At 61.2% G+C, this 21,197-nt stretch carries 24 protein-coding genes; 9 read left to right on the top strand and 15 right to left on the bottom strand.

What is annotated here, in order from left to right; all coding sequences use genetic code 11:
- Positions 1–85: 85 nt before the first annotated feature.
- On the bottom strand, positions 86–319 hold the full coding sequence (locus AC1DXU_RS29395) for a hypothetical protein (protein ID WP_477374587.1): 234 nt from the start codon (positions 317–319) through the stop codon (positions 86–88).
- 140 nt (positions 320–459) lie between these two features.
- Between AC1DXU_RS29395 and AC1DXU_RS29390 the strand changes: the two genes are divergently transcribed.
- Genes AC1DXU_RS29390 through AC1DXU_RS29380 form a run of 3 tightly spaced genes read left to right on the top strand, consistent with a single transcriptional unit; the run spans position 460 to position 2,782 of the window.
- The gene (locus AC1DXU_RS29390) at positions 460–774 is read left to right on the top strand and encodes a PepSY domain-containing protein (protein ID WP_477374585.1); all 315 of its coding nucleotides are present in this window, start codon (positions 460–462) and stop codon (positions 772–774) included.
- On the top strand, positions 774–1,439 hold the full coding sequence (locus AC1DXU_RS29385; RefSeq protein ID WP_477374583.1) for a response regulator transcription factor: 666 nt from the start codon (positions 774–776) through the stop codon (positions 1,437–1,439). The genes AC1DXU_RS29390 and AC1DXU_RS29385 overlap by 1 nt, the downstream gene beginning before the upstream one ends.
- A complete protein-coding gene (locus tag AC1DXU_RS29380) occupies positions 1,439–2,782 on the top strand; it encodes a sensor histidine kinase (RefSeq protein WP_477374581.1) in 1,344 nt (447 codons plus the stop codon). Before AC1DXU_RS29385 ends, AC1DXU_RS29380 begins: the two co-directional genes overlap by 1 nt.
- Before the next feature lie 7 nt (positions 2,783–2,789).
- On the opposite strand, the gene AC1DXU_RS29375 is transcribed toward AC1DXU_RS29380, so the two are convergent.
- From AC1DXU_RS29375 to AC1DXU_RS29365, 3 genes are read right to left on the bottom strand one after another with little or no spacing between them, the layout of a single operon-like run.
- Positions 2,790–4,301, bottom strand: a complete 1,512-nt coding sequence (locus AC1DXU_RS29375) for an RnfABCDGE type electron transport complex subunit D (protein WP_477374580.1) — start codon at positions 4,299–4,301, stop codon at positions 2,790–2,792.
- Positions 4,298–5,020 carry an FAD:protein FMN transferase gene (locus AC1DXU_RS29370; protein ID WP_477374578.1) on the bottom strand — a complete coding sequence of 241 codons (723 nt, stop codon included), beginning with the start codon at positions 5,018–5,020 and terminating at the stop codon, positions 4,298–4,300. The genes AC1DXU_RS29375 and AC1DXU_RS29370 overlap by 4 nt, the downstream gene beginning before the upstream one ends.
- 25 nt (positions 5,021–5,045) lie before the next feature.
- Positions 5,046–5,789 carry an FMN-binding protein gene (locus AC1DXU_RS29365; protein WP_477374576.1) on the bottom strand — a complete coding sequence of 248 codons (744 nt, stop codon included), beginning with the start codon at positions 5,787–5,789 and terminating at the stop codon, positions 5,046–5,048.
- A gap of 210 nt (positions 5,790–5,999) precedes the next feature.
- On the opposite strand from AC1DXU_RS29365, the gene AC1DXU_RS29360 reads away from it, so the two are divergent.
- The 3 genes from AC1DXU_RS29360 (at position 6,000) to AC1DXU_RS29350 (ending at position 7,595) form a co-directional block, all read left to right on the top strand.
- A complete protein-coding gene (locus AC1DXU_RS29360) occupies positions 6,000–6,518 on the top strand; it encodes a cytochrome b (protein WP_477374574.1) in 519 nt (172 codons plus the stop codon).
- Between the two features lie 4 nt (positions 6,519–6,522).
- The gene (locus AC1DXU_RS29355; protein ID WP_477374606.1) at positions 6,523–7,218 is read left to right on the top strand and encodes a VIT1/CCC1 transporter family protein; all 696 of its coding nucleotides are present in this window, start codon (positions 6,523–6,525) and stop codon (positions 7,216–7,218) included.
- Positions 7,219–7,379: 161 nt separating this feature from the next.
- Entirely contained in the window at positions 7,380–7,595 is a 216-nt protein-coding gene (locus AC1DXU_RS29350; RefSeq protein WP_477374572.1) for a DUF1858 domain-containing protein, read from the top strand.
- A gap of 3 nt (positions 7,596–7,598) precedes the next feature.
- On the opposite strand, the gene AC1DXU_RS29345 is transcribed toward AC1DXU_RS29350, so the two are convergent.
- Positions 7,599–8,300, bottom strand: coding sequence for a Crp/Fnr family transcriptional regulator (locus AC1DXU_RS29345; RefSeq protein WP_477374570.1), 702 nt, complete (start codon positions 8,298–8,300; stop codon positions 7,599–7,601).
- A 151-nt stretch (positions 8,301–8,451) separates the two neighbouring features.
- On the opposite strand from AC1DXU_RS29345, the gene AC1DXU_RS29340 reads away from it, so the two are divergent.
- Both AC1DXU_RS29340 and AC1DXU_RS29335 read left to right on the top strand, forming a co-directional pair.
- The gene (locus AC1DXU_RS29340; protein WP_477314723.1) at positions 8,452–8,889 is read left to right on the top strand and encodes a pseudoazurin; all 438 of its coding nucleotides are present in this window, start codon (positions 8,452–8,454) and stop codon (positions 8,887–8,889) included.
- 104 nt (positions 8,890–8,993) lie between these two features.
- Positions 8,994–10,169 (top strand): NnrS family protein, encoded by a 1,176-nt coding sequence (locus tag AC1DXU_RS29335; protein WP_477374568.1) that lies wholly within the window; start codon positions 8,994–8,996, stop codon positions 10,167–10,169.
- Positions 10,170–10,224: 55 nt separating this feature from the next.
- Here the strand turns inward: AC1DXU_RS29335 and AC1DXU_RS29330 are convergent, their stop codons facing one another.
- The 10 genes from AC1DXU_RS29330 to ccoN form a co-directional block, all read right to left on the bottom strand.
- A complete protein-coding gene (locus tag AC1DXU_RS29330; RefSeq protein ID WP_477374566.1) occupies positions 10,225–11,088 on the bottom strand; it encodes an SUMF1/EgtB/PvdO family nonheme iron enzyme in 864 nt (287 codons plus the stop codon).
- 54 nt (positions 11,089–11,142) lie between these two features.
- On the bottom strand, positions 11,143–12,249 hold the full coding sequence (gene nirK / locus AC1DXU_RS29325) for a copper-containing nitrite reductase (RefSeq protein ID WP_477374564.1): 1,107 nt from the start codon (positions 12,247–12,249) through the stop codon (positions 11,143–11,145).
- A gap of 197 nt (positions 12,250–12,446) precedes the next feature.
- Positions 12,447–12,602, bottom strand: a complete 156-nt coding sequence (gene ccoS / locus AC1DXU_RS29320) for a cbb3-type cytochrome oxidase assembly protein CcoS (protein WP_477374562.1) — start codon at positions 12,600–12,602, stop codon at positions 12,447–12,449.
- Complete coding sequence (locus AC1DXU_RS29315) at positions 12,599–14,887, bottom strand: cation-translocating P-type ATPase (protein ID WP_477374560.1); 2,289 nt, start codon at positions 14,885–14,887, stop codon at positions 12,599–12,601. The genes ccoS and AC1DXU_RS29315 overlap by 4 nt, the downstream gene beginning before the upstream one ends.
- The gene (locus AC1DXU_RS29310; RefSeq protein WP_477374558.1) at positions 14,884–15,381 is read right to left on the bottom strand and encodes a FixH family protein; all 498 of its coding nucleotides are present in this window, start codon (positions 15,379–15,381) and stop codon (positions 14,884–14,886) included. Before AC1DXU_RS29310 ends, AC1DXU_RS29315 begins: the two co-directional genes overlap by 4 nt.
- On the bottom strand, positions 15,378–16,943 hold the full coding sequence (ccoG, locus tag AC1DXU_RS29305; RefSeq protein ID WP_477374557.1) for a cytochrome c oxidase accessory protein CcoG: 1,566 nt from the start codon (positions 16,941–16,943) through the stop codon (positions 15,378–15,380). The genes AC1DXU_RS29310 and ccoG overlap by 4 nt, the downstream gene beginning before the upstream one ends.
- A 211-nt stretch (positions 16,944–17,154) precedes the next feature.
- Positions 17,155–18,018 carry a cytochrome-c oxidase, cbb3-type subunit III gene (gene ccoP / locus AC1DXU_RS29300; RefSeq protein ID WP_477374555.1) on the bottom strand — a complete coding sequence of 288 codons (864 nt, stop codon included), beginning with the start codon at positions 18,016–18,018 and terminating at the stop codon, positions 17,155–17,157.
- A gap of 2 nt (positions 18,019–18,020) precedes the next feature.
- Entirely contained in the window at positions 18,021–18,170 is a 150-nt protein-coding gene (locus tag AC1DXU_RS29295; RefSeq protein ID WP_477374553.1) for a cbb3-type cytochrome c oxidase subunit 3, read from the bottom strand.
- Between the two features lie 12 nt (positions 18,171–18,182).
- Positions 18,183–18,914, bottom strand: coding sequence for a cytochrome-c oxidase, cbb3-type subunit II (gene ccoO, locus AC1DXU_RS29290; protein WP_477374551.1), 732 nt, complete (start codon positions 18,912–18,914; stop codon positions 18,183–18,185).
- A gap of 11 nt (positions 18,915–18,925) precedes the next feature.
- A complete protein-coding gene (ccoN, locus tag AC1DXU_RS29285; protein ID WP_477374549.1) occupies positions 18,926–20,536 on the bottom strand; it encodes a cytochrome-c oxidase, cbb3-type subunit I in 1,611 nt (536 codons plus the stop codon).
- Between the two features lie 253 nt (positions 20,537–20,789).
- Here ccoN and AC1DXU_RS29280 point away from each other — a divergent pair, with 253 nt between their 5' ends.
- Positions 20,790–21,197 carry a hemerythrin domain-containing protein gene (locus AC1DXU_RS29280; RefSeq protein WP_477315123.1) on the top strand — a complete coding sequence of 136 codons (408 nt, stop codon included), beginning with the start codon at positions 20,790–20,792 and terminating at the stop codon, positions 21,195–21,197.

Below are 21,197 nucleotides of genomic sequence, written 5' to 3'. Positions count from 1 at the left end.
GATAATTGCTAGCCGTGCAGCGAGCCTTGGCCAACGACATCTGCGGGGCTAGGTGCTGTGGCGGGCGGCGTTGCGAGCGAGAGAGCTAATCATTTTCGTCGGCCTCATCGCCCTGCCGGTCATCGCACGCATCGTCATCCCCCTTGATGGCTTTCGGGGTGGTTGCGTCCTGCATCGGGATGGCCTGCAGGTCGATCGGGCCGGAAGGGGCAACGGACGATGGCGCCCCACATGATCCCTCATCCGATTCGGCTGCCGCCGGCAGGGCAAAGATCGTGAGGCCTGCAAGTGCTGCAAGGACAAACATGGAATTGCGCATGGTCTGGTATCCTTCTCGGCGCGGCCATGATTGGACGCGATAATGCCTTGATATGGCCCCTCTGCTTGCTGCGGGCTGAGGATGACTGACAGCAAATTGAAAGCTTCAACGTGCGACATGCCTTGCCGATGAAAAGCCGATTGAAGCGTTTGGCGGTGCTGGGTCTCGCTGGACTTGTCCTGGCCATGCCTCTCGTTGCACGTGCCGATGAGGACGATGACGGCGACCATGACCGGGCGCGGGATTTGTACGAGCACGGCGAAATCAAGGGCCTTGCCGATATACTGGACGTTGTCCGCGCCAAAGCTCCCGGCGATGTTGTTGCGGTCGATCTCTTCCGCAAGGCCGACAAATGGATCTACCGGTTCCAGGTCGTCGGTGCAGATGGCCGGCGAAAGACCGTCGACGTCGACGCCGGCGCCGGTGTCATCATGCGCGATGGGGAGGGTGACTGATGAAGATACTCCTCGCAGAAGACGAACCCCGTATCGCTGCCGATATCGCGACCGTCCTCAAGGCGTCAGGAATGGCGGTCGATGTCATAAAGGATGGCGAAGCTGCGTGGTTCGCAGGCGATGTCGAGAACTATGATGCCGCGATTCTGGATCTCGGATTGCCCAAGCTCGATGGCCTAACGATCTTGAAACGGTGGCGAGCCAACGCCCGCCGTTTTCCGGTTCTCATCCTCACCGCAAGGGGGATGTGGACTGAGCGTGTCGAGGGCATCGACTCCGGTGCGGACGACTATCTTCCCAAGCCTTTTGAAATGGAGGAGCTGCTCGCCCGGTTGCGCGCCATCCTGCGTCGCTCGGCAGGGCAGGCGGCACCCGTTTTGAGGTCCGGCCCGCTGCTTCTGGACACGCGCCAGATGCGCATTTCGCTTCGCGGCATTCCCGTTTCCCTGTCGCCGTTGGAGTACCGGCTCCTGGCGTTTCTGATGCATCATGCCGGGCGGGTGGTGGCGCCGACCGAACTGGCTGAGCATCTTTACGATTCAGGCAACGACCGCGATCCGAACGCGATCGAGGTTATTGTAGCGCGACTGCGACGCAAGCTCGGCAGCGATGTCATCGAAACACGACGCGGGTTCGGGTATCTGATGCCCGATGATGCCACCTGATGGGCAACTCGATCCGCTTCCGATTGTGGTTGGCGGCAACCATCTCGATTCTTGTCGCACTCGGCATCGCCGGCGCCGGCTTGCGCTATCTGTTCGAACTTCACGTCGAGCGGCGCGTGGTGGGCGAGCTGACGGTCGACCTCAACGAACTGATCGGTGCAACGACCTTTACAAGCGATGGCCGGCTTGTCGTAACTCCAGTGCTGACCGACCCGCGGTTTGCCATTCCCCTCTCCGGTTACTACTGGCAGGTGGAGGACATCGCCACCGGCAGCCTCGAGCGTTCGCGATCCTTGTGGGACGCCAAGCTGCTCCTGCCTGCCCGAAGCGCAAGTGGTGGGCTGCGAAAGGTCGAGGAGTTCACGGGCCCGGGCGGCGAACTCAGTATAGCTGTCGAGCGTACGATCCTCGATGCCGAAGGCCGGTCCTTTCGCGCCATCGTTGCGGAAGATCATCGAACCGTTGAGGCGTCTGTAAGCGAATATGTTCGCGACCTTGCTCCGGCTCTCCTGATGCTCGCTGCAGTCCTCATGGCTGCGTTTTTCATCCAGATCACCATCGGCCTTGCGCCGCTGGTGACGTTGCGGATCGCGGTCGGAAGCGTGATTGCGCGGCGAGCGGCACGGCTCGATGTGGTGGCACCAAGCGAGGTGCAGCCGCTCGCGGACGAAATCAATCGTCTTCTCGATGCGCAGGAGAAGGCTCTGGCGCGGGCGCGATCGCGCGCTACCGATCTGGCGCACGGCCTCAAGACGCCGCTGCAAGTGCTGTCGGCCGACATCCGTGCCTTGCGCAAGAAAGGTGAGACGGATCTGGCCGATGAGATCGAGAAGAGCGCGGGAGCGATCCGGCGCCATGTCGAGCGGGAGCTCGCACGCGCCCGCCTCGCGCCCGGTGTCTCGGGCAAGGCATCCTGCCTGGTGTCTGACGTAGCTGCTGGCGTCGTTGCCGTCGTCAAACGGACGCCAAGCGGCAAGCAGCTTTCATTCAAGATGGAGGTCGCGGAAGATCTGATGGCGCCTATCGATGAAGGCGACCTGTCGGAAATCCTGGGCAATCTGGTCGAGAACGCCGCGCGCTATGCAAAGTCGACAGTCCGTGTCGATGCATCCGCCACCGCTGGCGAGGTGATCGTCACTGTCGCCGATGATGGCCCCGGCATACCGGATGCCGATCGGGAGTCCGCCTTGTCGCGTGGCGTCCAGCTCGACAGCAAGGGCGGCAGCGGCGGCCTTGGCCTGGCCATCGTTTCCGACATCGTCGAAGCTTATGGCGGACGCCTTGCCATGGCCAACGCCGATCCGGGTCTGGTCGTGACCATTTCCTTGCCGCGACACAGTTGAGCGTGCTTCAGGCAAAACCCGGGAAGTAGTCGACCTTTATCTTCGAGCGGCGAACACCCATGGCCAGAAGTTTCCGGCGCAGCGCCTTGACCATCGCCTGCGGGCCGGAAATGTAGAAAGTGCGCTCGAGGTAGTCGGGTATGGCCAGACGTATCAGGCGCTCGTCGATGTATCCGGAATACTGCCCGCGCTCGCCACCGCGCGCCACAGCGTGGACCGTCTTGATACCAAGTTCCTGCCTGGCCGCGCCAAGCACGTCGCGATACGCGATGTCCTGCTGTCCCTCTGTTCCGTAGAGGACAACGATAGGTCGCCGCTCCTTGCGGTCGAGGAGATATTGCAGCATCGAGCGGAACGGCGTGATCCCGATGCCTCCGGCCAGGAAGGCGATCTTGGTGTCACGCCGGGCGGGCAGCGTGAAGTTGCCCGCCAGTTGTGCGGCGTGGATCGTGCCGCCGGGCTTCATGGTCATCAATTCGCGCTTGAAGGCGCTTGATTGCGGGTAGAACTTGACGCCGAGGCGTACCGTTTCCTCCGTGGGCGCCGAGGCCACTGTGAAATAGCGGCGGTTGCCGCGATTGTCGGCACGCTCGAGGCCAAGCGTCCATTCGAGATACTGGCCGGCCTCAAAGGCGAGCTTGCGCGGCGACCGGAAGATGAAGTCAAAGCTGTCTACGGCCGATTGCTCGATGCGTTCGAGCGTCAGCACGAAGCGTCCCTTGGGTCCTGCCGCATAAGCAAACAGGTTGCCGGCGAGCAGCGCCAGTTCCGGCGTGAAATAGAACGAGCCGATATGGATGTTGGGAGCGAACAGAAAGCCGACGATGGCGGCAAAGGCGATCCGCGGCCATCGCATCGTCGGTGCCGTCAGCGGCTCGGTCAGCATTACAAAGGCAAAGAACAGCAAAGGCGACGAACCCAGTGTTTCCGTAAGCGCGGTCCAGTACTGTGACGGATCGCTGGTTGCCAGAATGGTCGCCAACGCCACGACAACGAACGTGGAGACAAGATCAAGCCGGCGCAGTTTGCGGACTATGAGCATGCCGCCGAAGAGCACGGGTGGAAGCAGCGTCAGATTGCCGCCAACCCACCAGCTGGCTGGCTGGTCGAGCAGCAGCGCGGACAGCGCCACGCCCAGCGCAGCCGGATTGAAAAGGTGCTTCCGGCCGATGGCGAGAATGAATTTGGATGAAATCGCCCAGACGGACGCAAATGCCACCGCCGCGATTCCCTTGATGTCGGTGGTGGCTACCGGATCGAGGATGAGCGCCAAGATGAGTGCTGTGATGTAGACGGACTCGTTGTTGGCCGGGACCGCGAAGACATGCGCAAAGACCTTGTTGGTGAGCCAGCAGGCGGCCAGCGCCAGAGCCGTCGTGAAGGCGAGCGCAATCGGATCATGTGGCACGAGCTTGGCGAAGCCGAGCACGAGCGCTGCGCCGACCAGCGCCATCAGATAGTAGAGGACCAGCCGGTACATGGTCAGGTGATCGAGAATTCGATCGATGGTTTTGATCATGGCAGGCAAAGGGCTCCGAACCCGGTTGTCGGCGTGGCGCGGCCATGGGTGTCTATGACATAGCCCTCCAAGCCAGGCGTCTGCTCGATGAAGAGAATGCCGTCCCGGCCCATGGCGAAGGCAGCAGTGGCGAAACGATCGGCTTCGAGCACATCGGCGCCGATGACGGTCAGGCTGACGATGTCCTGGATCGGACTGCCAATTCCATGTGGGTTGTAGATGTGTTGACCGCGGACATAGGTTCCGGAGGTCGCCACACCGCGGCCACGGGGATAGACGATTTTTACGATCTCTTGGGTGTTGAAGGGATTGCGGATGCCGACGCTCCAGTGCTGGCCCGAGGCATTCCTGCCGCAGGACTGCACGTCACCTCCCGCCTCGATGAAGAAATCGCTGACGCCGGCTCGCTGAACGATGGCTGCCGCGTTGCGGATGGCCCAGCCCTTGACGATGCCGGAAGGATCGAGCGACCCGTCGGGCTTGCGAATGTCGAAGTATCCGTCCGTCTCGTCTTTCGTCTGCCGCGCGAGAGCAAACACTTCCGCCATCTCACCGCTCCACTCGGCGACCGGAACGTCGCCGCGGTTGATGGCCATGATTTCGCTGTCGGCCCGGTATGTGCTGAAGCGGCGGTCGATATGCTCGAAATAGCCGAAGACCGTCTCGATCAGCTCCCCGTTCGACGCGCCGCCGACGTCGACCGTAACGGGCATTCCCATCAAAATGCGCGTTTCACGCATGGACCTAGGACGACGCTTTCTTCAGCGCGCCGCGCAATGACTGAATGAAGGCCCTGCTGGTCAGCGTCGCACCCGAAATAATGTCGACATTGGCGCTTTGGGCGCGGATCGCTTCGTCGCGCAGCATGGGCAACGCCTGCCTGTTGATGTTGATGGAGGTACGGCGGTCGGATGGGTATTTCAGAACCTTCAGCGCCGTAAGCTGCCCACCTTGGACGAGGGCTTGAATCTGGATGATGCCGTAATAGGCATCGGCGGGCGGGCCGGTGTAGACACCGTCGGCATAGCCCTGTGTGGCGACCTTCATACCCACCGGGACAAGACGTGCGGCCGCATCCGGATAAGTCGGCCTCGGCTGCGGGACTGGTATGTAGACGGCTGGAGTCACGGCGAATGAGAGGGTCGATGACGCCGGATCTGTGACAGTCGGCGCCACTGGCTGGTCCGGTGTGGCCGGCGATGGTTGTGGTGCCACCGGAACCGCTGCCTGCTTGACGGGATCATTTGGCCGTTTGGCGCGAACTGCGATGCCCGCCGTCGTCTCCCTTGCAATCGGGAACCTTGTTCTGAGCTGGGGTGAGGGCGCCGGCAAGGTCCGGAACATCGGCGCCGGCGCGGCGGGCACCTCTGTCGCGTCGGCTGGCAGTACCGAACCAAGCACATCGTCGGCTGACTGTTTGCCGGCCTGATCCCAGACATAGGCGCCGGAGGCGGCGATCACCAAAAGTGACAGGGCAATCTGTTTCATCGGAATTGTGTTTCCACTTTGAAGCTTGCTGAGGCGACCCATCCGATTCGCTTCGGATGCAATATTTCACGACCAAGCTGACAACTGGCTGTCAGCCGAGGTCGAACAGCAACGGGCCGTGAAAGCTCTAGGGGAAATTGACTTGTCCTAGATCAAGATCGTCGCATAAGCAGCGAGGTAGGAAGGTTCTCCCAAACGAGGTGGCTGCTTATGACTGTTGCCAACGAACCGACCGGATACTCCGGAACCCAGATAGTGCTGCATTGGACAATCGCGGTGCTGATCGTCCTGCAGCTTGTAATCGGTGAGGACATCAAGCCGGCTTACCGGGCGTTCTCGCGCGGCACCGAGCCGGCAGTTGGCGACATCTTCAACGCGAACATTCATGTCTATGTCGGTTTGGCCGTTCTGGTGCTGGCGATCTGGCGGATTGCAGTCCGTCTATGGGACGGTGTGCCGGCGGCGCCGCCCGAAGAAAGCGTGCTGCTGAAACGGATTGCCGCGGCCGCCCATTTCCTGCTGTATCTTTTCATTTTCGGGATGCCGATCACCGGGGCGCTGGCATGGTACTTCAGCTTTCGAGCGATGGGGGAGATTCATGAACTCGCCAAGCCGGTGATCATCATTGTCGTCGGCCTCCATGCGGCAGCGGCGCTATGGCAACATTTCTATGGGAAATCGGATGTTCTGGTCAGGATGCTGCGACCTGCCGGACGGCGCACGCGGTGATGTCATGAGCCGGCTGCACAACGAAAACCATCTCGTATCGCGCGTCGGCTGGCTGCGCGCCGCCGTGCTCGGCGCCAATGACGGCATCGTCTCGACGGCCAGCCTGATCGTTGGCGTGGCGGCAGCCAATGCCGCGACCTCCAATGTTCTGGTGGCCGGCGTCGCCGGACTGGTCGCCGGCGCGATGTCGATGGCGGCCGGCGAATATGTCTCGGTCAGCTCGCAGTCCGATACCGAGCAAGCCGACCTTGCGCGTGAGAGAGGGGAGTTGGCGACGCAGCCAGATTTCGAGCGACAGGAACTTGCGGAGATCTATGTCAAACGTGGCCTTGAGCCAACTTTGGCCTTGCAGGTTGCCGACCAATTGATGGCGAAGGACGCGCTTGGCTCCCACGCTCGTGACGAACTCGGTATTTCGGAGGTGACGACGGCCCGACCGATCCAGGCCGCGCTGACCTCAGCGGCCGCATTTTCGGTTGGCGCGGCCATGCCATTGGCGATGGTGTTTGTTTCGCCGTCCGCCTTGCTTGCCGCAACGGTGTCTGTTGCCTCGCTCCTGTTCCTGGCGGTTCTGGGCGCCATTGGTGCCAAGGCCGGCGGCGCCAACGTGTTGAGGGCAACTGTTCGCGTCACCTTCTGGGGCGCGCTGGCGATGGCGCTGACCGCCGGTATCGGTGCCGTCGTTGGTACTGCCATCTGACAGTCTTGCGACCTTGATCCCGGCCATTGCCATGGGCGCTTGTCCTCCTGCAAGATAGTCCCGAGAGGGCTCGGCGCCAGTTCTACGAAGTTGCGAAAGCGCAACGAAGGCGGCGCACGCGGTATATATCACGGGGCTTCGCAAATCGCGGAGACACTATCGTGAAGGAATTCAATTCGATCGATCGGGACATGGTCGTCGATGAGATCATGCGGAAATGGCCGGCAACGGTAACGGTGATGCTGAGCTACAGGATGCTTTGCGTTGGCTGCCCGATCGGCACTTTCCATACCGTGGCCGAAGCATGCCACGAACATCGGATCGATGAGACACGCTTCATTCTGGACCTGGAATCGGCTGTTCGAGGCGAACGGTGAGGATCACCCCTTGTTCCGGTTCTCGGCCAGAACCACAAGGCGATGCGCATCCTTCACGGTGACTTTCTGGCGCCCGCTGACAATTATTCCATTGTCTTCCCACTTGCTAAGCAGGCGGCTGACGGTATGCAGCGTCGTTCCCGTCATCTCGGCAATGTCCTGCCTCGAAATCGGGAAATCGATTTCGATGCCGCTTTCTGTCTTTCGGCCGGTCTGGTTTGCCAATCGCAACAAGGCGTGCGCGACCCGCTGCTCCACCTGCTCGGTGGACATCTCCACCACTCGCGTCTGGGCCTCTTGCAGCCTGTTTCCGACTGTCCTGTAGGTGCTTGCTCCAAACACCGGAAACCGTCGCACCAGTTCCGGCCAAAGTGCGTTGGGCCAGGCCAGCACCACGCAGTCGACCGCCGCGACAGCACTGGCGGGATAGGTCGTCCGGCCAAGTGCTGCGGCGACACCAAAAATTTCGCCTTCGCTGATGTATCTGGCGATGACCTGCTGCCCATCCGGTGTGGTGCGGACGACACGTATGTGGCCAGAGATCAGCACGAAAAACGAATGGGCCTCGGTTTCCTGCTCGAAGATCGCCGAGTCCTTGGCGTAGCGTGACGATCGAGCGCCTTTGAGAATCTCGGTTTGCTCCTCGGGCGCGATCCCCTGGAAGAGCGGCAGCTGCGATATCAGCGATCGGTCCAGTGCAACCAAGCGGATTTCCCCACAGCCCTACAGTCCGCACCAATCGTGCGGCAAACCTTTCTTATCCCGAGTTTGCGCCAGCGCAAATTGTCCCCGGCCACATCAGGCTAGATGGCATGGAACGGCGCAACGCCGCGAAGACGAAACAAAGGATAAATCGATGAAACTCTCCATCCTCGCCGCCGCAGTCTCCATCCTCGCGCTCGCCAGCGGCGCAAGTGCCGCAGAGCATGTGGTGCAAATGCTCAACAAGGGTGAAAAAGGCGCAATGGTTTTCCAGCCTGCCTTCGTTCAGGCGGCTCCTGGCGACACCGTGAAGTTCGTGCCAACCGACAAGAGCCATGACGCGGAGTCGATCAAGGGCATGCTCCCGGACGGCGCTGAAGCTTTCAAGGGAAAGCCCAACGAGGAGATCACCGTCACACTGACCCAGGAAGGTGTGTACGGCGTCAAATGCGCGCCTCACTACGGCATGGGCATGGTCGCACTCATCGTTGTGGGCAAGCCGGTCAACCTCGATGCCGCCAAGGCGGTCAAGCACGCAGGCAAGGCAAAGACAGTGTTCGCGGATTTGTTCACCCAGATTCCCGCTAACTGACCAGCAATCGACACAACCATTCCTGCCCCATGAAAAGGCAGGCGCGGGCCGGATGGACCGAGGACGGCGGTTCATCCGGCCCTGTTCGTTTGAGGATGCAAATCATGGGAATTCCCCGCCTTCGGGCCTACACCGGGCCTGCATTTCTTTCTTACGGGTTCAGGCCCTTCTTCTTCCTCGGGTCGCTTTATGCCGCGCTCTCAATCCTGCTTTGGCTGCCGATGTATGCGGGCGAACTCGATGCTCATAGTGTCTTTGTTCCCGTCGACTGGCACATCCACGAGATGCTGTTCGGCTATCTGCCCGCGATCGTCACCGGGTTCCTGCTGACCGCCATTCCGAACTGGACCGGCCGGCTGCCGGTGCAAGGCCTGCCGCTGCTGGCACTGGTTGCCCTGTGGCTTGCCGGCCGCATCGTTGTCTTCTTCTCGGCGGATATCGGCTGGCAGACAGCCGCTATGATCGATGGCTCTTTTCTGCTTGCGGTCGCTGCGGCGGCGGCGCGCGAGATCGTCGCCGGACGCAACTGGCGCAATCTCAAGGTGCTGCTGCCGCTTGCCGTTCTGGCTTGCGCCAACGGCGCGTTCCATGTCGAGGCGCACCTTGAAGGAACATCCGATATCAGCCGCAGGCTCGGCATGGCCTCAGCGATCATGCTCATCTCGCTGATCGGAGGGCGCATCATTCCGAGCTTCACCCGCAACTGGCTCGTTCGCGAAAATCCTGGCAGGCTTCCCGCGCCGTTCGATCGTTTCGACATCGCGTCGCTTGTCATCTCAGCCATGGCGTTGGCAGCGTGGACGCTCGCTCCCGACCACGGCCCGTCAGGAACGCTCATGGCCGTCGCGGCAGTTTGCCAGGCATGGCGTCTGTCACGCTGGGCTGGCGAGCGTACATTGCGGGATCCGTTGGTGCTCGTTCTGCATCTTGCCTATGCCTTCGTGCCGATCGGTTTTGCCCTGGTTTCGGCGTCGATATTCTTTCCCGATGCTGTGCCGGCGGCGGCGGGTCTGCACGGGCTCGGAACTGGTGCTGTCGGCTCAATGACGCTTGCCGTGATGACCCGCGCGACGCTCGGCCACACCGGACAAAAGCTCGAGGCTGGGAGAGGCGCCTTGTTCATCTTCGCCACCATCCTTCTGGCGGGAACGTTGCGAATTCTGGCTGCCTTCACCCCCTATGACGTGGTGATCGACATGGCCGGCGCCGCATGGGTGGCAGCATTTGCCAGCTTCCTGCTGATCCACGGAACCGCGTTGATGACGCCAAAGGCACGGTGAAGCGGGGAGGCAACAGGGGGCTAGCGCCGGTCGAAACGCCGTCGGTCGTTCTTTTTCAGATGGCACCCAGCCGGCCGAGGATCCGGTTCGCCCACCCTCGATGGTCCCGTACCAGCCTGAAACCCAGATTGTCGGGAGGCGTGCCAACGGCACAGCCGCCGCTCTTTCCGTCGTTGACGAAGTTCGACATGTAGGCCCTGTGAAGCCCTTCGAGGACGTGGACGCCGCAATTGTCGACTGAACTCGTGACGCCGGTGCCACCCGCAGCCAACGTGGTGCGAACATAGCAGGTCGATGTCCACTCCCAGACGTTGCCGGAAAAATCGGCGAGGCCTAGGGAATTCACACCAAAGGAGCCACGGCTCCTGGGCAAGGGGTCCGGTTTGCGATTGAGGTCCACCTCGGCCTTGTAGCTGGTGAGCCATCGCCTGGCGGGATTCTTGGCATCGATCTCGACACCCTCGAATTCCCCTGCGAACCGCTCGGCCGCGGCAAACGCCCACTCCTCGTCGGATGGCAGCCGCCAGTCGTCGCCAGTCGCCTTCGAGTACCATTGGGCGTAGCCTTGGGCGTCGAGATAGCTCACCCCGGTCACGGGAGCATCGGGCGGGATCGCGCGCGTCTCCTGTGCCGGCTGACAACCGCCAGCGGTGACACAGGCAGCATAGTCCGACACGCTGACCTGATAGGTCATGATTACGATGGGTTCGTTGAGCTGTCGGCTGAGCAGGGGATTTGCTTGCGGGCGTCCATTCCTCAGGAACTCGCCCGGCAGGGGATATGTGATCGAACCGGGGACCAGGGTAACTGTCGTGGCGGCTGGGTGGGGCTGCCCGTTCTGGCCGATGGCAAGCAAACCCATCGGAACCGTTGCGGCTGCCATGGCGACCGAGACAACCTTGAGGATCAAAGGAGACATGGCTTTTGTCCGTGCCCGGACAGCGCGTCGCTGCCCGGGCAAATTGGAGTGCCGTCAGTTGGTGGTGATCGGTTTAGGCGCCTCTACCTGTGTCATCAGGTCGTCGTTCCACTCGCCCTCGACCATGAAGTGCGCGGTCGCGCCGAGTTCCACGGCTTCGATCAGATTGTGGTTCACGTAGGCGTAGATGCCCGGCTGCAGGAACGTATAGAGCGCCGAGCCTGCCGAACCGCCGCGGATGAACCAGGTTTCCAGATCTTTGGCCGGCGGGTTGGCGAATTTTCCCTGCTCCCAGACGTAGTCGCCATGGCCACCGATGAGATGTGGCCGCGTATCGCGATTGGCCTGTGAATGCACGATCAGCACGGTTTCGCCGACCTTGGCTTTCATGGCGTTATCACCGGTCAGGGATCCGACCTTGCCGTTGAACACGACATGCGTCGGGACAAGCCCGCGCATCACCTTGACGATGTCGTCATAGCCGTCGCCGGCCGATTCGTAGCTCTTGAAGTTACCCTTCTCGTCGCGCGGAATGTAGAAGTCGCTCTCACCGATGTAGAAAATCTTGTCGTATGTGACCGGTTCGCCCTTGTCGTTCCTGAGCCCATCGCGCGGCAGCACCATGATTGCGCCATTCATGCCGGAGACGACATGCCACGGGATCATCGGACCGCCGGGCGCGCAGTGATAGACGAACGTTCCGGTTCGCGTTGCCTTGAACCGCAACGTCACCTGTTCGCCGGGATTGATCAAGGTGAGGGCGCCGCCGCCCAGCGCACCAGTCGCGGCATGGAAGTCGATGTTATGGGCAAGCGTGTTGGTGTCGGGATTGATGAGCGTCAGTTCGACATAGTCGTCCTGGTGCACGACCATCAGCGGGCCAGGGATTGAGCCGTTGTAGGTCATCGCGTTGAGCTGTGTGCCATCGGCATCGATGACGACAGGCTTTTCCTCGATCGTCATGGTGAACTCGACGATTTTCGGTCCACCCTTGGCGACCTGATCATGCGGATGCACGAAGGGCGGTGCCACGAGCTTGATCTTCTCTCGGGCGAGCCCCTTAATGTCTGCCTTTGTCACTGTTGCCGAAAATGCCGGCAGTGCCGCCACGGCGGCAGCGCCAATGGCTGCTCCGAAAAGGGCCTCGCGTCGCGTGATCATGTCAATCTCCTGTCTGTCGACCGTTTCTGATGAGCAGAAGATAACTGACGTGACGCAGCGTTTCTTTGCGCTAGAGCAAACTGGCGGAGTTCAGATTATCAGGTCGCCGCCTCAGACACTGCAATCTTGCGTGTCACGCTCTGGCGAGGAAAGGTAAGTGTTTGGGAACCAGCGCTCTGATTCCATTTCGTTCTAGATCAGCGGTCGCTCTTGTCTTCCGGATCGATGAGGATCCGCTCCGCAGCTCCATCAAGATCTTCGTACTGGCCACTTTTCAAAGCCCAAAGGAAGCCGCCCAGGCCAAGCGCGCCAAGGAAGAGGGCGACGGGTATCAGGTAAGCGAGGGTGGTCATGACGAGCGGGCCAGTTCGTTGAAGTCGGATTGCCTGTTTCGGCGAACATTTTTCGCCGGTGAATTAGGCATAGAAGCCTGCAATCGCAGCGCATTTCCAATGACAAGCAGCGATGAGGCGGACATGGCGATGGCTGCTATCAATGGCGTGACATGTCCCAAAATGGCGATCGGCACGGCGACAGCGTTGTAGACGATCGCGATCGCGATATTTTGGCGGATCAGGCTTCCTGCCTTGCGTGAGACGTCCAGCGCCAGCGGCACAGCCAGAAGGCTTTCGCGCAGAAAGACGAAGTCTGCTGCGTTGCGGCCGATGTCGGCGGCGGTGGCCGGCGCGATCGAGACATGCGCCGCTCTCAGCGCCGGCGTGTCGTTGAGGCCATCGCCAACCATCAGAACCTTGTGTCCGTCTTTCGCCATGGTCCCAATGCGCTCGACCTTGCCGGAGGGCAGGAGGCACGGAACGAAGTCGCCGACGCCCAGCATTTTTGCAACTTCGCCACAGGCGCCGGCGGTATCACCCGACAGCATTTCCACCGACACTCCGGCGTCATTCAATCGCTCGATCGTCATCCTGGCATCGGCACGCAGCGCGTCCTCGAAATCGAAGGTCGCCACAATGAACCCGTCCTTTGAGAGGACCGTTCCGCCGTAGCCATGCTTGCCTTCGCCACCGGTCCGGGCCTTCCATCCAGCCCATCCGCGTCGACCCAGCCGCCAGGTGCTTCCAGCGTCTGTGGCTTCGATCCCGAACCCCGGGTGCTCGGTGACGGCATCGAATTTGTTTTGCCCCCCAGGAGCAGCAAAGCCGGCTATGGCCTTTGAAAACGGATGGCGGGAATGCGAGGCCATGTCTGCGGCGATTGCCAGCATGCCCGGATCGATCGAGGCCGCATTGACCAGACGAGGCTGTCCGAGCGTTAGCGTTCCAGTCTTGTCGAACACCGCAGTATCGATCGTCGCCAGGCGCTCCATGGCCGAGCCGTCCTTGACCATGATGCCATTCTCGAACAGGCGCCGCGCGGCGACCACCTGAACAATCGGCACGGCGAGGCCGAGCGCGCACGGGCACGTGATGATCAGAACTGCAATGGCAATGGTTATCGCCCGGTGCCAATCACCGGTTGCCGCCATCCAGCCAAGGAATGTCGCGAAGGCGGTGAGATGGACCACCGGAGCATAAAGCGCTGAAACGCGATCGGCGATCCGGCGATAATGCGCGCGACCACCTTCCGCCGCCTCCATCAAGCGAACCATTTCCGCCAGGAACGAATCCTTCGCGGCGGCTGTCGCCTCGATCGTCAGCGGGCCGGTAAGATTGAGGACACCGGCTTGCACGGTTTCGCCCGGCGCCACGTTTCGGGGCGTGCTCTCGCCGGAGGCCAGTGAGCAGTCCAGATCCGACGCCCCCAGAATAATCCTGCCATCGACGGGTATCCTTTCGCCGGCCGCTATCAGGAGTTGCATTCCCGGCTCGATCTCGCCAACCGGCAGATAGTCGCGAACGCCGTCGCCGCGCAGGACCATGGCGCCACGTGCGGCCAACTGCGACAGGCCTTTTACGGCGGTCCGCGCACGCTCCCGCATCACGTGATCCAGCGTGCGGCCGATCAGCAGGAAGAACAGCAGCGATACCGATGCGTCGAAATAGGCGTGATCGCCATGGTTGATCGTCTCATAGAGGCTCATGGCGTAGGCAAGCGACACCCCGACCGCGATCGGCACGTCCATGTTCATGCGACCGTGGCGCAGCGCATTCCAGGCCGAGCGGAAAAAGATGCCGCCGGCGAAGGCGAGGGCAGGGATGGCGATCAGTGCCGAGACCCAATGGAACAGGTCGCGGGTAGCACCCTCAGCGCCGGACCAGACCGAGACCGAAAGCAGCATGATGTTGCCCGCCGCAAAGCCGGAGACAGCGACAGCGCGGATCAGCTCCGAAAGTGTCTTGTCCTTGTCATCGACCTCCGGGTCGAAAAGATGCGCCTGGTAACCCAGTCGTCCCAGAACAGCGACGAAAGGCGGAACCTCATCGCCTCGCCACCTGACCGCGACCCGTTTCGTCGACAGGTTTACGCGAGCGCCCTCAACAGTGTCGAGCTTTCCCAGTGCTGCCTCGATCGCCTGGATGCAGCCCGCGCAATGAACCGTCGGCACTGAAAGGTCGGTCTGGCGAAGATCGTCGCCAAGCGATCGACTGGCCAGCCTGATCTCCTGGCTGGACGGAAGCACCGATGTGGTGCTGGCCAGACCCAGCGCCATCTCAGCGCCCGGCGCACAACAGCTCATTTCAGCGCTCCCTGGGAAATCATGATCCTGCGGACATCGCGGTATGGCTCTGCCAGGCCGGCGTCGGCGTCGACCTCGACGATCCAGACGCCGTCCTTCGGCATGTGCTGCGCGGCAAACTCCTGGTCCGAGGCGAGGGCGAGCGTAACCGCCTTGTCCTCCTTCTCGTAGGCGGGATGACGAAACAGCACCTTGACGCCATGCAAGGGAACCGGCTTGCCGGCGGCATCGGTAAGGCTATAGCGGACTTCGCCCCATGCGATGGTCAGTTTGCCGGTCCAGCCAAGGGCTGTTTGCGCCCGCCCTTCCTCGGCCTTCTTGTTGAACTGCTGGCTCGCCACATAGGTGTTTTCGACGACAAGGCCGGTCCAGCTCGTGTTGGCGAGCGTCGCCATCGTCAGGTTGACCGCGATGACCACCCCGAAGAAGGCAAGGATGATGGCCAACATGTGCCGACCGGTGAATTCCCGGGCTTGTTTTGCATTGGCGGTCATTTGGAGATCTCCGGCGCGTTGAAGGTGGCCGTGTATTCGTCGGCCTCGAAGCTCGCCTTGTCCTCGACACGGAACGTGAAGGTTTGCGCTGTGACATGGATTTGATCGGCGGGCTGGCGCACGAAGACCTTCAGCATTTTCAGGCGGTCGGGTTCGACCGCAATGGCGAAGGAGCGGCCAGCCGGGATGTCATCGCCGATCACGCTCATTTCAGCCCCTTGCAAGCCTTGCATCGTGACGACGATCGTCCGCGGCTCGGGGATCATGTTGAGAAGCTTGACGGTGTAGCCATTGCGGATCGAACCGTCGGACAGCGTGACGAATTGCGGATTGCGGTCATGCAGCACGTTGACTTCGAGCCGGTCGCGCGTCAGCAGAGAATAGAGCAGGCCAAGGCCGATCAGCGTCCACAAAGCCATGTAGACATAAGTGCGTGGCCGAAAGATCTTGCGAATATGGAAATGGGCGACGCCGTCGGAAAACAGGCCATCGGCCGTCCTGACTAGCGACGGACTAATTGCGCTGGAGCCGCCGGCGGTCGCCAGCATCATGTTGGCGTTGTAGTCGGACAGCGTCGCGTAGGAGATCAGCCCGCGCTCCCGGCCGAGCTTGTCCATGACGCCGTCACAGGCGTCGATGCAAAGCGCGCAGGTGATGCATTCGAGTTGCTGACCGTCGCGAATGTCGATCCCCATCGGGCAGACCGCGACACAGGCATTGCAGTCGACGCAGTCGCCGACGGGCTGCCCGGCGGCAAGAACCTTCTTGGCGTGACGTGAGCGCGGTTCGCCGCGCCAGTCATTGTAGGTGACGGTGAGCGAATTTTCGTCGAGCATGGCCGCCTGGATGCGCGGCCATGGGCACATGTAGGTGCAGACCTGCTCACGCATCAGCCCGCCGAACGTATAGGTCGTCGCCGTCAGCACGGCGACGGTGATGTAGGCGACAGGTGCCGCGGTGCCGGTGAAGAGCTCGCCAACCAGCGTCGGCGCATCTGCGAAATAGAAGATCCAGGCGCCGCCGGTCGCCGCGCCTATGACCAACCAGATGGCGTGCTTCGATACCCGCAGCACGAGCTTGCGGGTGGTCCAGGGACCGGCATCGAGCTTCATGCGCGCGTTGCGATCGCCTTCGATGGCGCGCTCGACGACAAGGAAAAGATCGACCCACACGGTCTGCGGGCATGTATAGCCGCACCAGGCACGGCCGACAGTCGACGTGATCAGGAAAAGACCGACGCCGGCCATCACCAGGAGGCCGGCCACATAGTAGAATTCCTGCGGCCAGATCTCGATGAGGAAGAAGTAGAAGCGCCGATTGGCGAGATCGAGCAGTACCGCTTGGTCCGGGGCAAACGGACCCCGATCCCATCGCAGCCACGGCGTCAGATAGTAGATGCCCAGCGTGATCGCCATCACGATCCATTTGAACTGACGAAAGCTTCCCGAGGCTCGCTTTGGGAAGATTTTCTTGCGCGCCGCATATATTGGCTGGCGCACTCGGGCGGAGTTGACCGCCTCGGCCTCAAGCCGTTCTACCTGGGTATCGTCTAGCACCGGCATCTCCAGTTGCGCAGCTTCTCATGTCGCCGGACAATCGGCCTGATTGCTCTCAGGCAGATGTGCGATATGCAGCATTGCGTGGACTTTGCCGCGGACTGGATTGCGCCGCGTTGATGCAGGTCAATCGCGGTGGCCGCAATGCAAGACGAGGCCCGGCAGAACCAGGCCTCGTCGCCTTGGCGGTCGAGGGCAGGAAATAGGCCTCCCGTTCCTATTCCCCACCGCCAAGCGAATGGATGTAGACTGCCAGTTCCTTGACCTTGGTCTCGCCCAGGCGCGCGCCCCAGGCCGGCATCACGCCCTGTTTCGGCGCGCGGACCTGTGCGGCGATGGCTGTTTCGCCGGAGCCATAGAGCCAGATCGCATCGGTCAGGTCGGGGGCCCCGAGTTCCTTGTTGCCTTTTGCATTGTCGCCATGACAGGCCACGCAATTTTCGGCAAAGACCTTGGCGCCAGGCGCGATCAGACTGGCGTCCTGGACCTTGCCGGAAAGGCTGGCGATGTAGGTGCTGACCTGAGCGATCTGGTCAGCGGTGATGATGTCACCGAAGGCCGGCATTTCCGACAGGCGCGTGTCAGGGTCGGACGCGAAGCGGATGCCGTGCGTGATTGTCTGCTGGATCTGCTCAGCCTTGCCGCCCCAAAGCCAGTCGTCGTCATTAAGGTTGGGAAAGCCCTTGGAGCCCTGGGCGCCGGAGCCATGGCATTGGACGCAATTGACCTTGAAAGCGGCGCCGCCAGCAGCGACCGCGAATTCGCGCAAGGCATCGTCGGCAGCAATCTCCGAGACGGTTTTCGATTCCACCGCAGTGACATACTTGCCCTTCGCAACTTCGGCCGCTGCGAGCTCGTTCCCGACATCGTTGCGGCTGGAATAGCCGAGCACACCCCTGGTTGCCGAGTGCAGCAGCGGCCATGCCGGGTAGGCGATGGTGTAGCCGATCGCCCAGACTATGGTGATGTAGAACGTCCATATCCACCAGCGCGGAAGCGGGTTGTTGAGTTCCCGAATACCGTCCCATTCGTGCCCGGTGGTCGAGACGCCAGAGATTTCATCGATATGCTCGTCGCTCATGATCACTCGTCCTCAAGGGGAATCCGGGCAGCTTCGTCGGCCAGCTTGCGGCTGCCGGGGCGAAGCGCGAAGGCGATTGCGCAGACAAAGAAAAGCGCCATGGCGACTAAACCCCAGCTGTCGGCAAACTCTCGCATTAGATTGTAATCCATGGATAAAACTCCTCAGCGGTAGCCGGCGGCTTCGTCGTAATTCTTGAAATCCACCAGCGTGCCAAGCATCTGCAGATAGGCGACAAGGGCATCCATTTCGGTGACCTGTTGCGGATTGCCGTCGAAGTCGCCAATCTTGGCTTTGGGGTAGCGGGCCTCAAGGCCGGATGTGTCGGCGTTGGGGTCAGCCTGCGCCATCAGGTCGGCATTGGCGTGCGCGATCATGTCGTCAGTGTAAGGCACGCCAACGCGCGCATTGGCAACCAGATGCGTCGAGAAGTCCTTCACGTTGATGGGCGCGTCTTTGAGGAACGCGTAGCTCGGCATGATCGATTCCGGCACGACCGAACGTGGGTCGGAGAGGTGATCGACGTGCCAGACATTCGAGTAGCGGTCGCCAACCCGGGCGAGGTCCGGTCCGGTGCGTTTCGATCCCCACTGGAAAGGATGATCGTACATGGACTCCGCGGCCAGGCTGTAATGGCCGTAGCGTTCAACCTCGTCACGGAAAGGCCTGATCATCTGGCTGTGGCAGAGGTAGCAGCCCTCGCGCACATAGATATTGCGCCCGGCAAGTTCGAGCGGCGAATAAGGCCGCATGCCTTCGACCTTCTCGATCGTGTTATCGAGATAGAAGAGCGGCGCGATCTCGACGATGCCGCCGACAGTGACCACCAGGAGGGAGCCGACGAGAAGAAGCGTGGCGTTCTTCTCGATCAGTGCGTGTCTGTCCATCAAGCCCATTTTCTGGCTCCTTATTCGGCAGGCTGAAGGGCGGGAACGGAGCCGGGCATCGGCTCCTCCTCGCGCTGGTATCCAAGGATCGTCATGGTGATGTTCCAGGCCATGATCAGGGCACCGGAGAGGTACATGGCTCCGCCAATGGCGCGCATGACGTAGTAGGGGTGCATGGCGGCCACGGTTTCGGCGAAGGAGTAGACCAGGAAGCCCTGCTCGTCGTATTCACGCCACATCAGGCCCTGCATGATGCCGGATACCCACATGACCGCCGCGTAGACAACAATGCCGAGCGTCGCCAGCCAGAAGTGCCAGGTGACGAGCCGCAGCGAGTAGAGACGATCACGGTTCCACAGCTTCGGCACCATGAAGTAGATTGCGCCGAACGAGATCAAGCCGACCCAGCCGAGCGCGCCGGAGTGCACGTGGCCAATGGTCCAGTCGGTATAGTGCGACAACGAATTGACCGTCTTGATCGACATCATCGGACCTTCGAAGGTCGACATGCCGTAGAAGGCGATTGCCACCACCATCATGCGGATGATGGGATCGGTGCGCAGCTTGTCCCAGGCGCCCGACAGCGTCATCAGGCCGTTGATCATCCCGCCCCAGGACGGCATCCACAGCATGATCGAAAACACCATGCCGAGCGTCTGCGCCCAGTCGGGCAGGGCGGTGTAGTGCAGGTGATGCGGCCCGGCCCAGATGTAGAGAAAGATGATCGCCCAGAAATGGATGATCGACAGCCGGTAGGAATAGACCGGTCGGTTAGCTTGCTTGGGCACGAAGTAATACATCATGCCGAGGAAGCCAGCGGTGAGGAAGAAGCCGACGGCATTGTGGCCGTACCACCATTGCGTCAGGGCGTCCTGGACCCCCGAAAATGCCGAGTAACTCTTGGAGCCGAGGAAGGAGGCCGGCATCGACAGGTTGTTGATCACATGCAGCATCGCGATGGTGACGATGAAGGAGAGGTAGAACCAGTTGGCGACGTAGATGTGCGGTTCCTTGCGCTTCAGGATCGTGCCAAGGAACAGGACGAGATAGGCGACCCAGACGATGGTCAGCCAGATGTCCACATACCATTCGGGTTCCGCATATTCGCGGCTCTCGGTGATGCCGAGCAGGTAGCCGGTCGCGGCCATGACGATGAAAAGCTGGTAGCCCCAGAACACGAACCAGGCGAGATCGCCGCCGAACAGTCGGGCGCGGCAGGTGCGTTGCACGACGTATAATGACGTGCAAAGCAACGCGTTGCCGCCGAAGGCGAAGACGACGCCCGAAGTATGCAGCGGCCGCAAGCGGCCGAAGTTGAACCAGGGCTGGATGTTGAGATCGGGATAGGCAAGCTGCAACGCGATGACCACGCCGACCAGCATGCCGACGACACCCCAGAACATGGTGGCAATGGCGCCGTAGCGGACTGGCCCGTCCATATAGGCTGAAGGGTCGATCGGTGCGGCGGCTTCGAAACTCGTGTTGCGGATGAGGATGGCAACAAAACCGAGCAGCACAAAAAACAGCACCCACATATGTTGCCGGAAAGGCTCGTCCACCCCGAAGCCAGCGGCCACGAGAGCTGCAAACGTGAACAGGCTCAAAGCGAAGATTTGAGTGCCGAACTTCATGAGATGTCCCCGACCTCGGATTGTGATGCGCGGACGCCAATCCGCGTCGACACCAATTCAGCAGTCGGCGCATCGACGCCTTGATCCATGTCAAGGCCACTTCTTTTTGGATTGGGCAGCTTCGGTCGCGCAAACGATCAGGAGGCTGCCGTTGCACAGGGAGAAGGGGCTGGGGTCGCTGCCGAGCGAAACAAGCCGCGAGAATTCAATACTGGCACCCCGATCTGGCAGGGAGGCGGTTCCGGCGGCGGTGATGAAACGTGCGCATCTGGAAAAGCTACGGCTCTGCGAGGCCCTCGAAACAATCGCGGATACCTTGCCGAAGGTTGACCGCTTGAAATGCCTGAGTACGGCAAACGCGATCGTCCCGCTGTTGCGCAACATCCACCAATATGAAGAGACGGTCATCTTTCCGGCCTACGAAGCCGCTTTGACCGGCGATGCCAACCTTGCCTCAACCCGGCGATTGCGTGCCGAACACGTCGAGGACGAATGCTTTGCCGGCGAGGTGACTGAAGTTCTGTTGGCGATCGGCCATGGCGAGACGGTCGAGAATGCCGAAGCAGTCGGCTTCATGCTACGCGGCTTCTTCGAAAGCTTGCGCCGGCATATCGCCTTTGAACGCGAGCACGTCTTGCCGATGATCGGGGTCGTCGATTGA

The sequence above is a fragment of the Mesorhizobium sp. P3_A10 genome, from assembly GCF_056403175.1.
This window is presented reverse-complemented; position numbering and strand designations above follow the sequence as displayed.

What these genes read in the sequence shown, in the direction of transcription:
- AC1DXU_RS29395 (WP_477374587.1), bottom strand. Translation starts at nt 319, where the DNA reads ATGCGCAATTCCATGTTTGTCCTTGCAGCACTTGCAGGCCTCACGATC.
- AC1DXU_RS29385 (WP_477374583.1), top strand. Translation starts at nt 774, where the DNA reads ATGAAGATACTCCTCGCAGAAGACGAACCCCGTATCGCTGCCGATATC.
- AC1DXU_RS29380 (WP_477374581.1), top strand. Translation starts at nt 1,439, where the DNA reads ATGGGCAACTCGATCCGCTTCCGATTGTGGTTGGCGGCAACCATCTCG.
- AC1DXU_RS29375 (WP_477374580.1), bottom strand. Translation starts at nt 4,301, where the DNA reads ATGATCAAAACCATCGATCGAATTCTCGATCACCTGACCATGTACCGG.
- AC1DXU_RS29370 (WP_477374578.1), bottom strand. Translation starts at nt 5,020, where the DNA reads ATGGGAATGCCCGTTACGGTCGACGTCGGCGGCGCGTCGAACGGGGAG.
- AC1DXU_RS29365 (WP_477374576.1), bottom strand. Translation starts at nt 5,789, where the DNA reads ATGAAACAGATTGCCCTGTCACTTTTGGTGATCGCCGCCTCCGGCGCC.
- AC1DXU_RS29360 (WP_477374574.1), top strand. Translation starts at nt 6,000, where the DNA reads ATGACTGTTGCCAACGAACCGACCGGATACTCCGGAACCCAGATAGTG.
- AC1DXU_RS29355 (WP_477374606.1), top strand. Translation starts at nt 6,523, where the DNA reads ATGAGCCGGCTGCACAACGAAAACCATCTCGTATCGCGCGTCGGCTGG.
- AC1DXU_RS29340 (WP_477314723.1), top strand. Translation starts at nt 8,452, where the DNA reads ATGAAACTCTCCATCCTCGCCGCCGCAGTCTCCATCCTCGCGCTCGCC.
- AC1DXU_RS29335 (WP_477374568.1), top strand. Translation starts at nt 8,994, where the DNA reads ATGGGAATTCCCCGCCTTCGGGCCTACACCGGGCCTGCATTTCTTTCT.
- AC1DXU_RS29330 (WP_477374566.1), bottom strand. Translation starts at nt 11,088, where the DNA reads ATGTCTCCTTTGATCCTCAAGGTTGTCTCGGTCGCCATGGCAGCCGCA.
- nirK (WP_477374564.1), bottom strand. Translation starts at nt 12,249, where the DNA reads ATGATCACGCGACGCGAGGCCCTTTTCGGAGCAGCCATTGGCGCTGCC.
- ccoS (WP_477374562.1), bottom strand. Translation starts at nt 12,602, where the DNA reads ATGACCACCCTCGCTTACCTGATACCCGTCGCCCTCTTCCTTGGCGCG.
- AC1DXU_RS29315 (WP_477374560.1), bottom strand. Translation starts at nt 14,887, where the DNA reads ATGAGCTGTTGTGCGCCGGGCGCTGAGATGGCGCTGGGTCTGGCCAGC.
- AC1DXU_RS29310 (WP_477374558.1), bottom strand. Translation starts at nt 15,381, where the DNA reads ATGACCGCCAATGCAAAACAAGCCCGGGAATTCACCGGTCGGCACATG.
- ccoG (WP_477374557.1), bottom strand. Translation starts at nt 16,943, where the DNA reads ATGCCGGTGCTAGACGATACCCAGGTAGAACGGCTTGAGGCCGAGGCG.
- ccoP (WP_477374555.1), bottom strand. Translation starts at nt 18,018, where the DNA reads ATGAGCGACGAGCATATCGATGAAATCTCTGGCGTCTCGACCACCGGG.
- AC1DXU_RS29295 (WP_477374553.1), bottom strand. Translation starts at nt 18,170, where the DNA reads ATGGATTACAATCTAATGCGAGAGTTTGCCGACAGCTGGGGTTTAGTC.
- ccoO (WP_477374551.1), bottom strand. Translation starts at nt 18,914, where the DNA reads ATGGGCTTGATGGACAGACACGCACTGATCGAGAAGAACGCCACGCTT.
- ccoN (WP_477374549.1), bottom strand. Translation starts at nt 20,536, where the DNA reads ATGAAGTTCGGCACTCAAATCTTCGCTTTGAGCCTGTTCACGTTTGCA.
- AC1DXU_RS29280 (WP_477315123.1), top strand. Translation starts at nt 20,790, where the DNA reads ATGAAACGTGCGCATCTGGAAAAGCTACGGCTCTGCGAGGCCCTCGAA.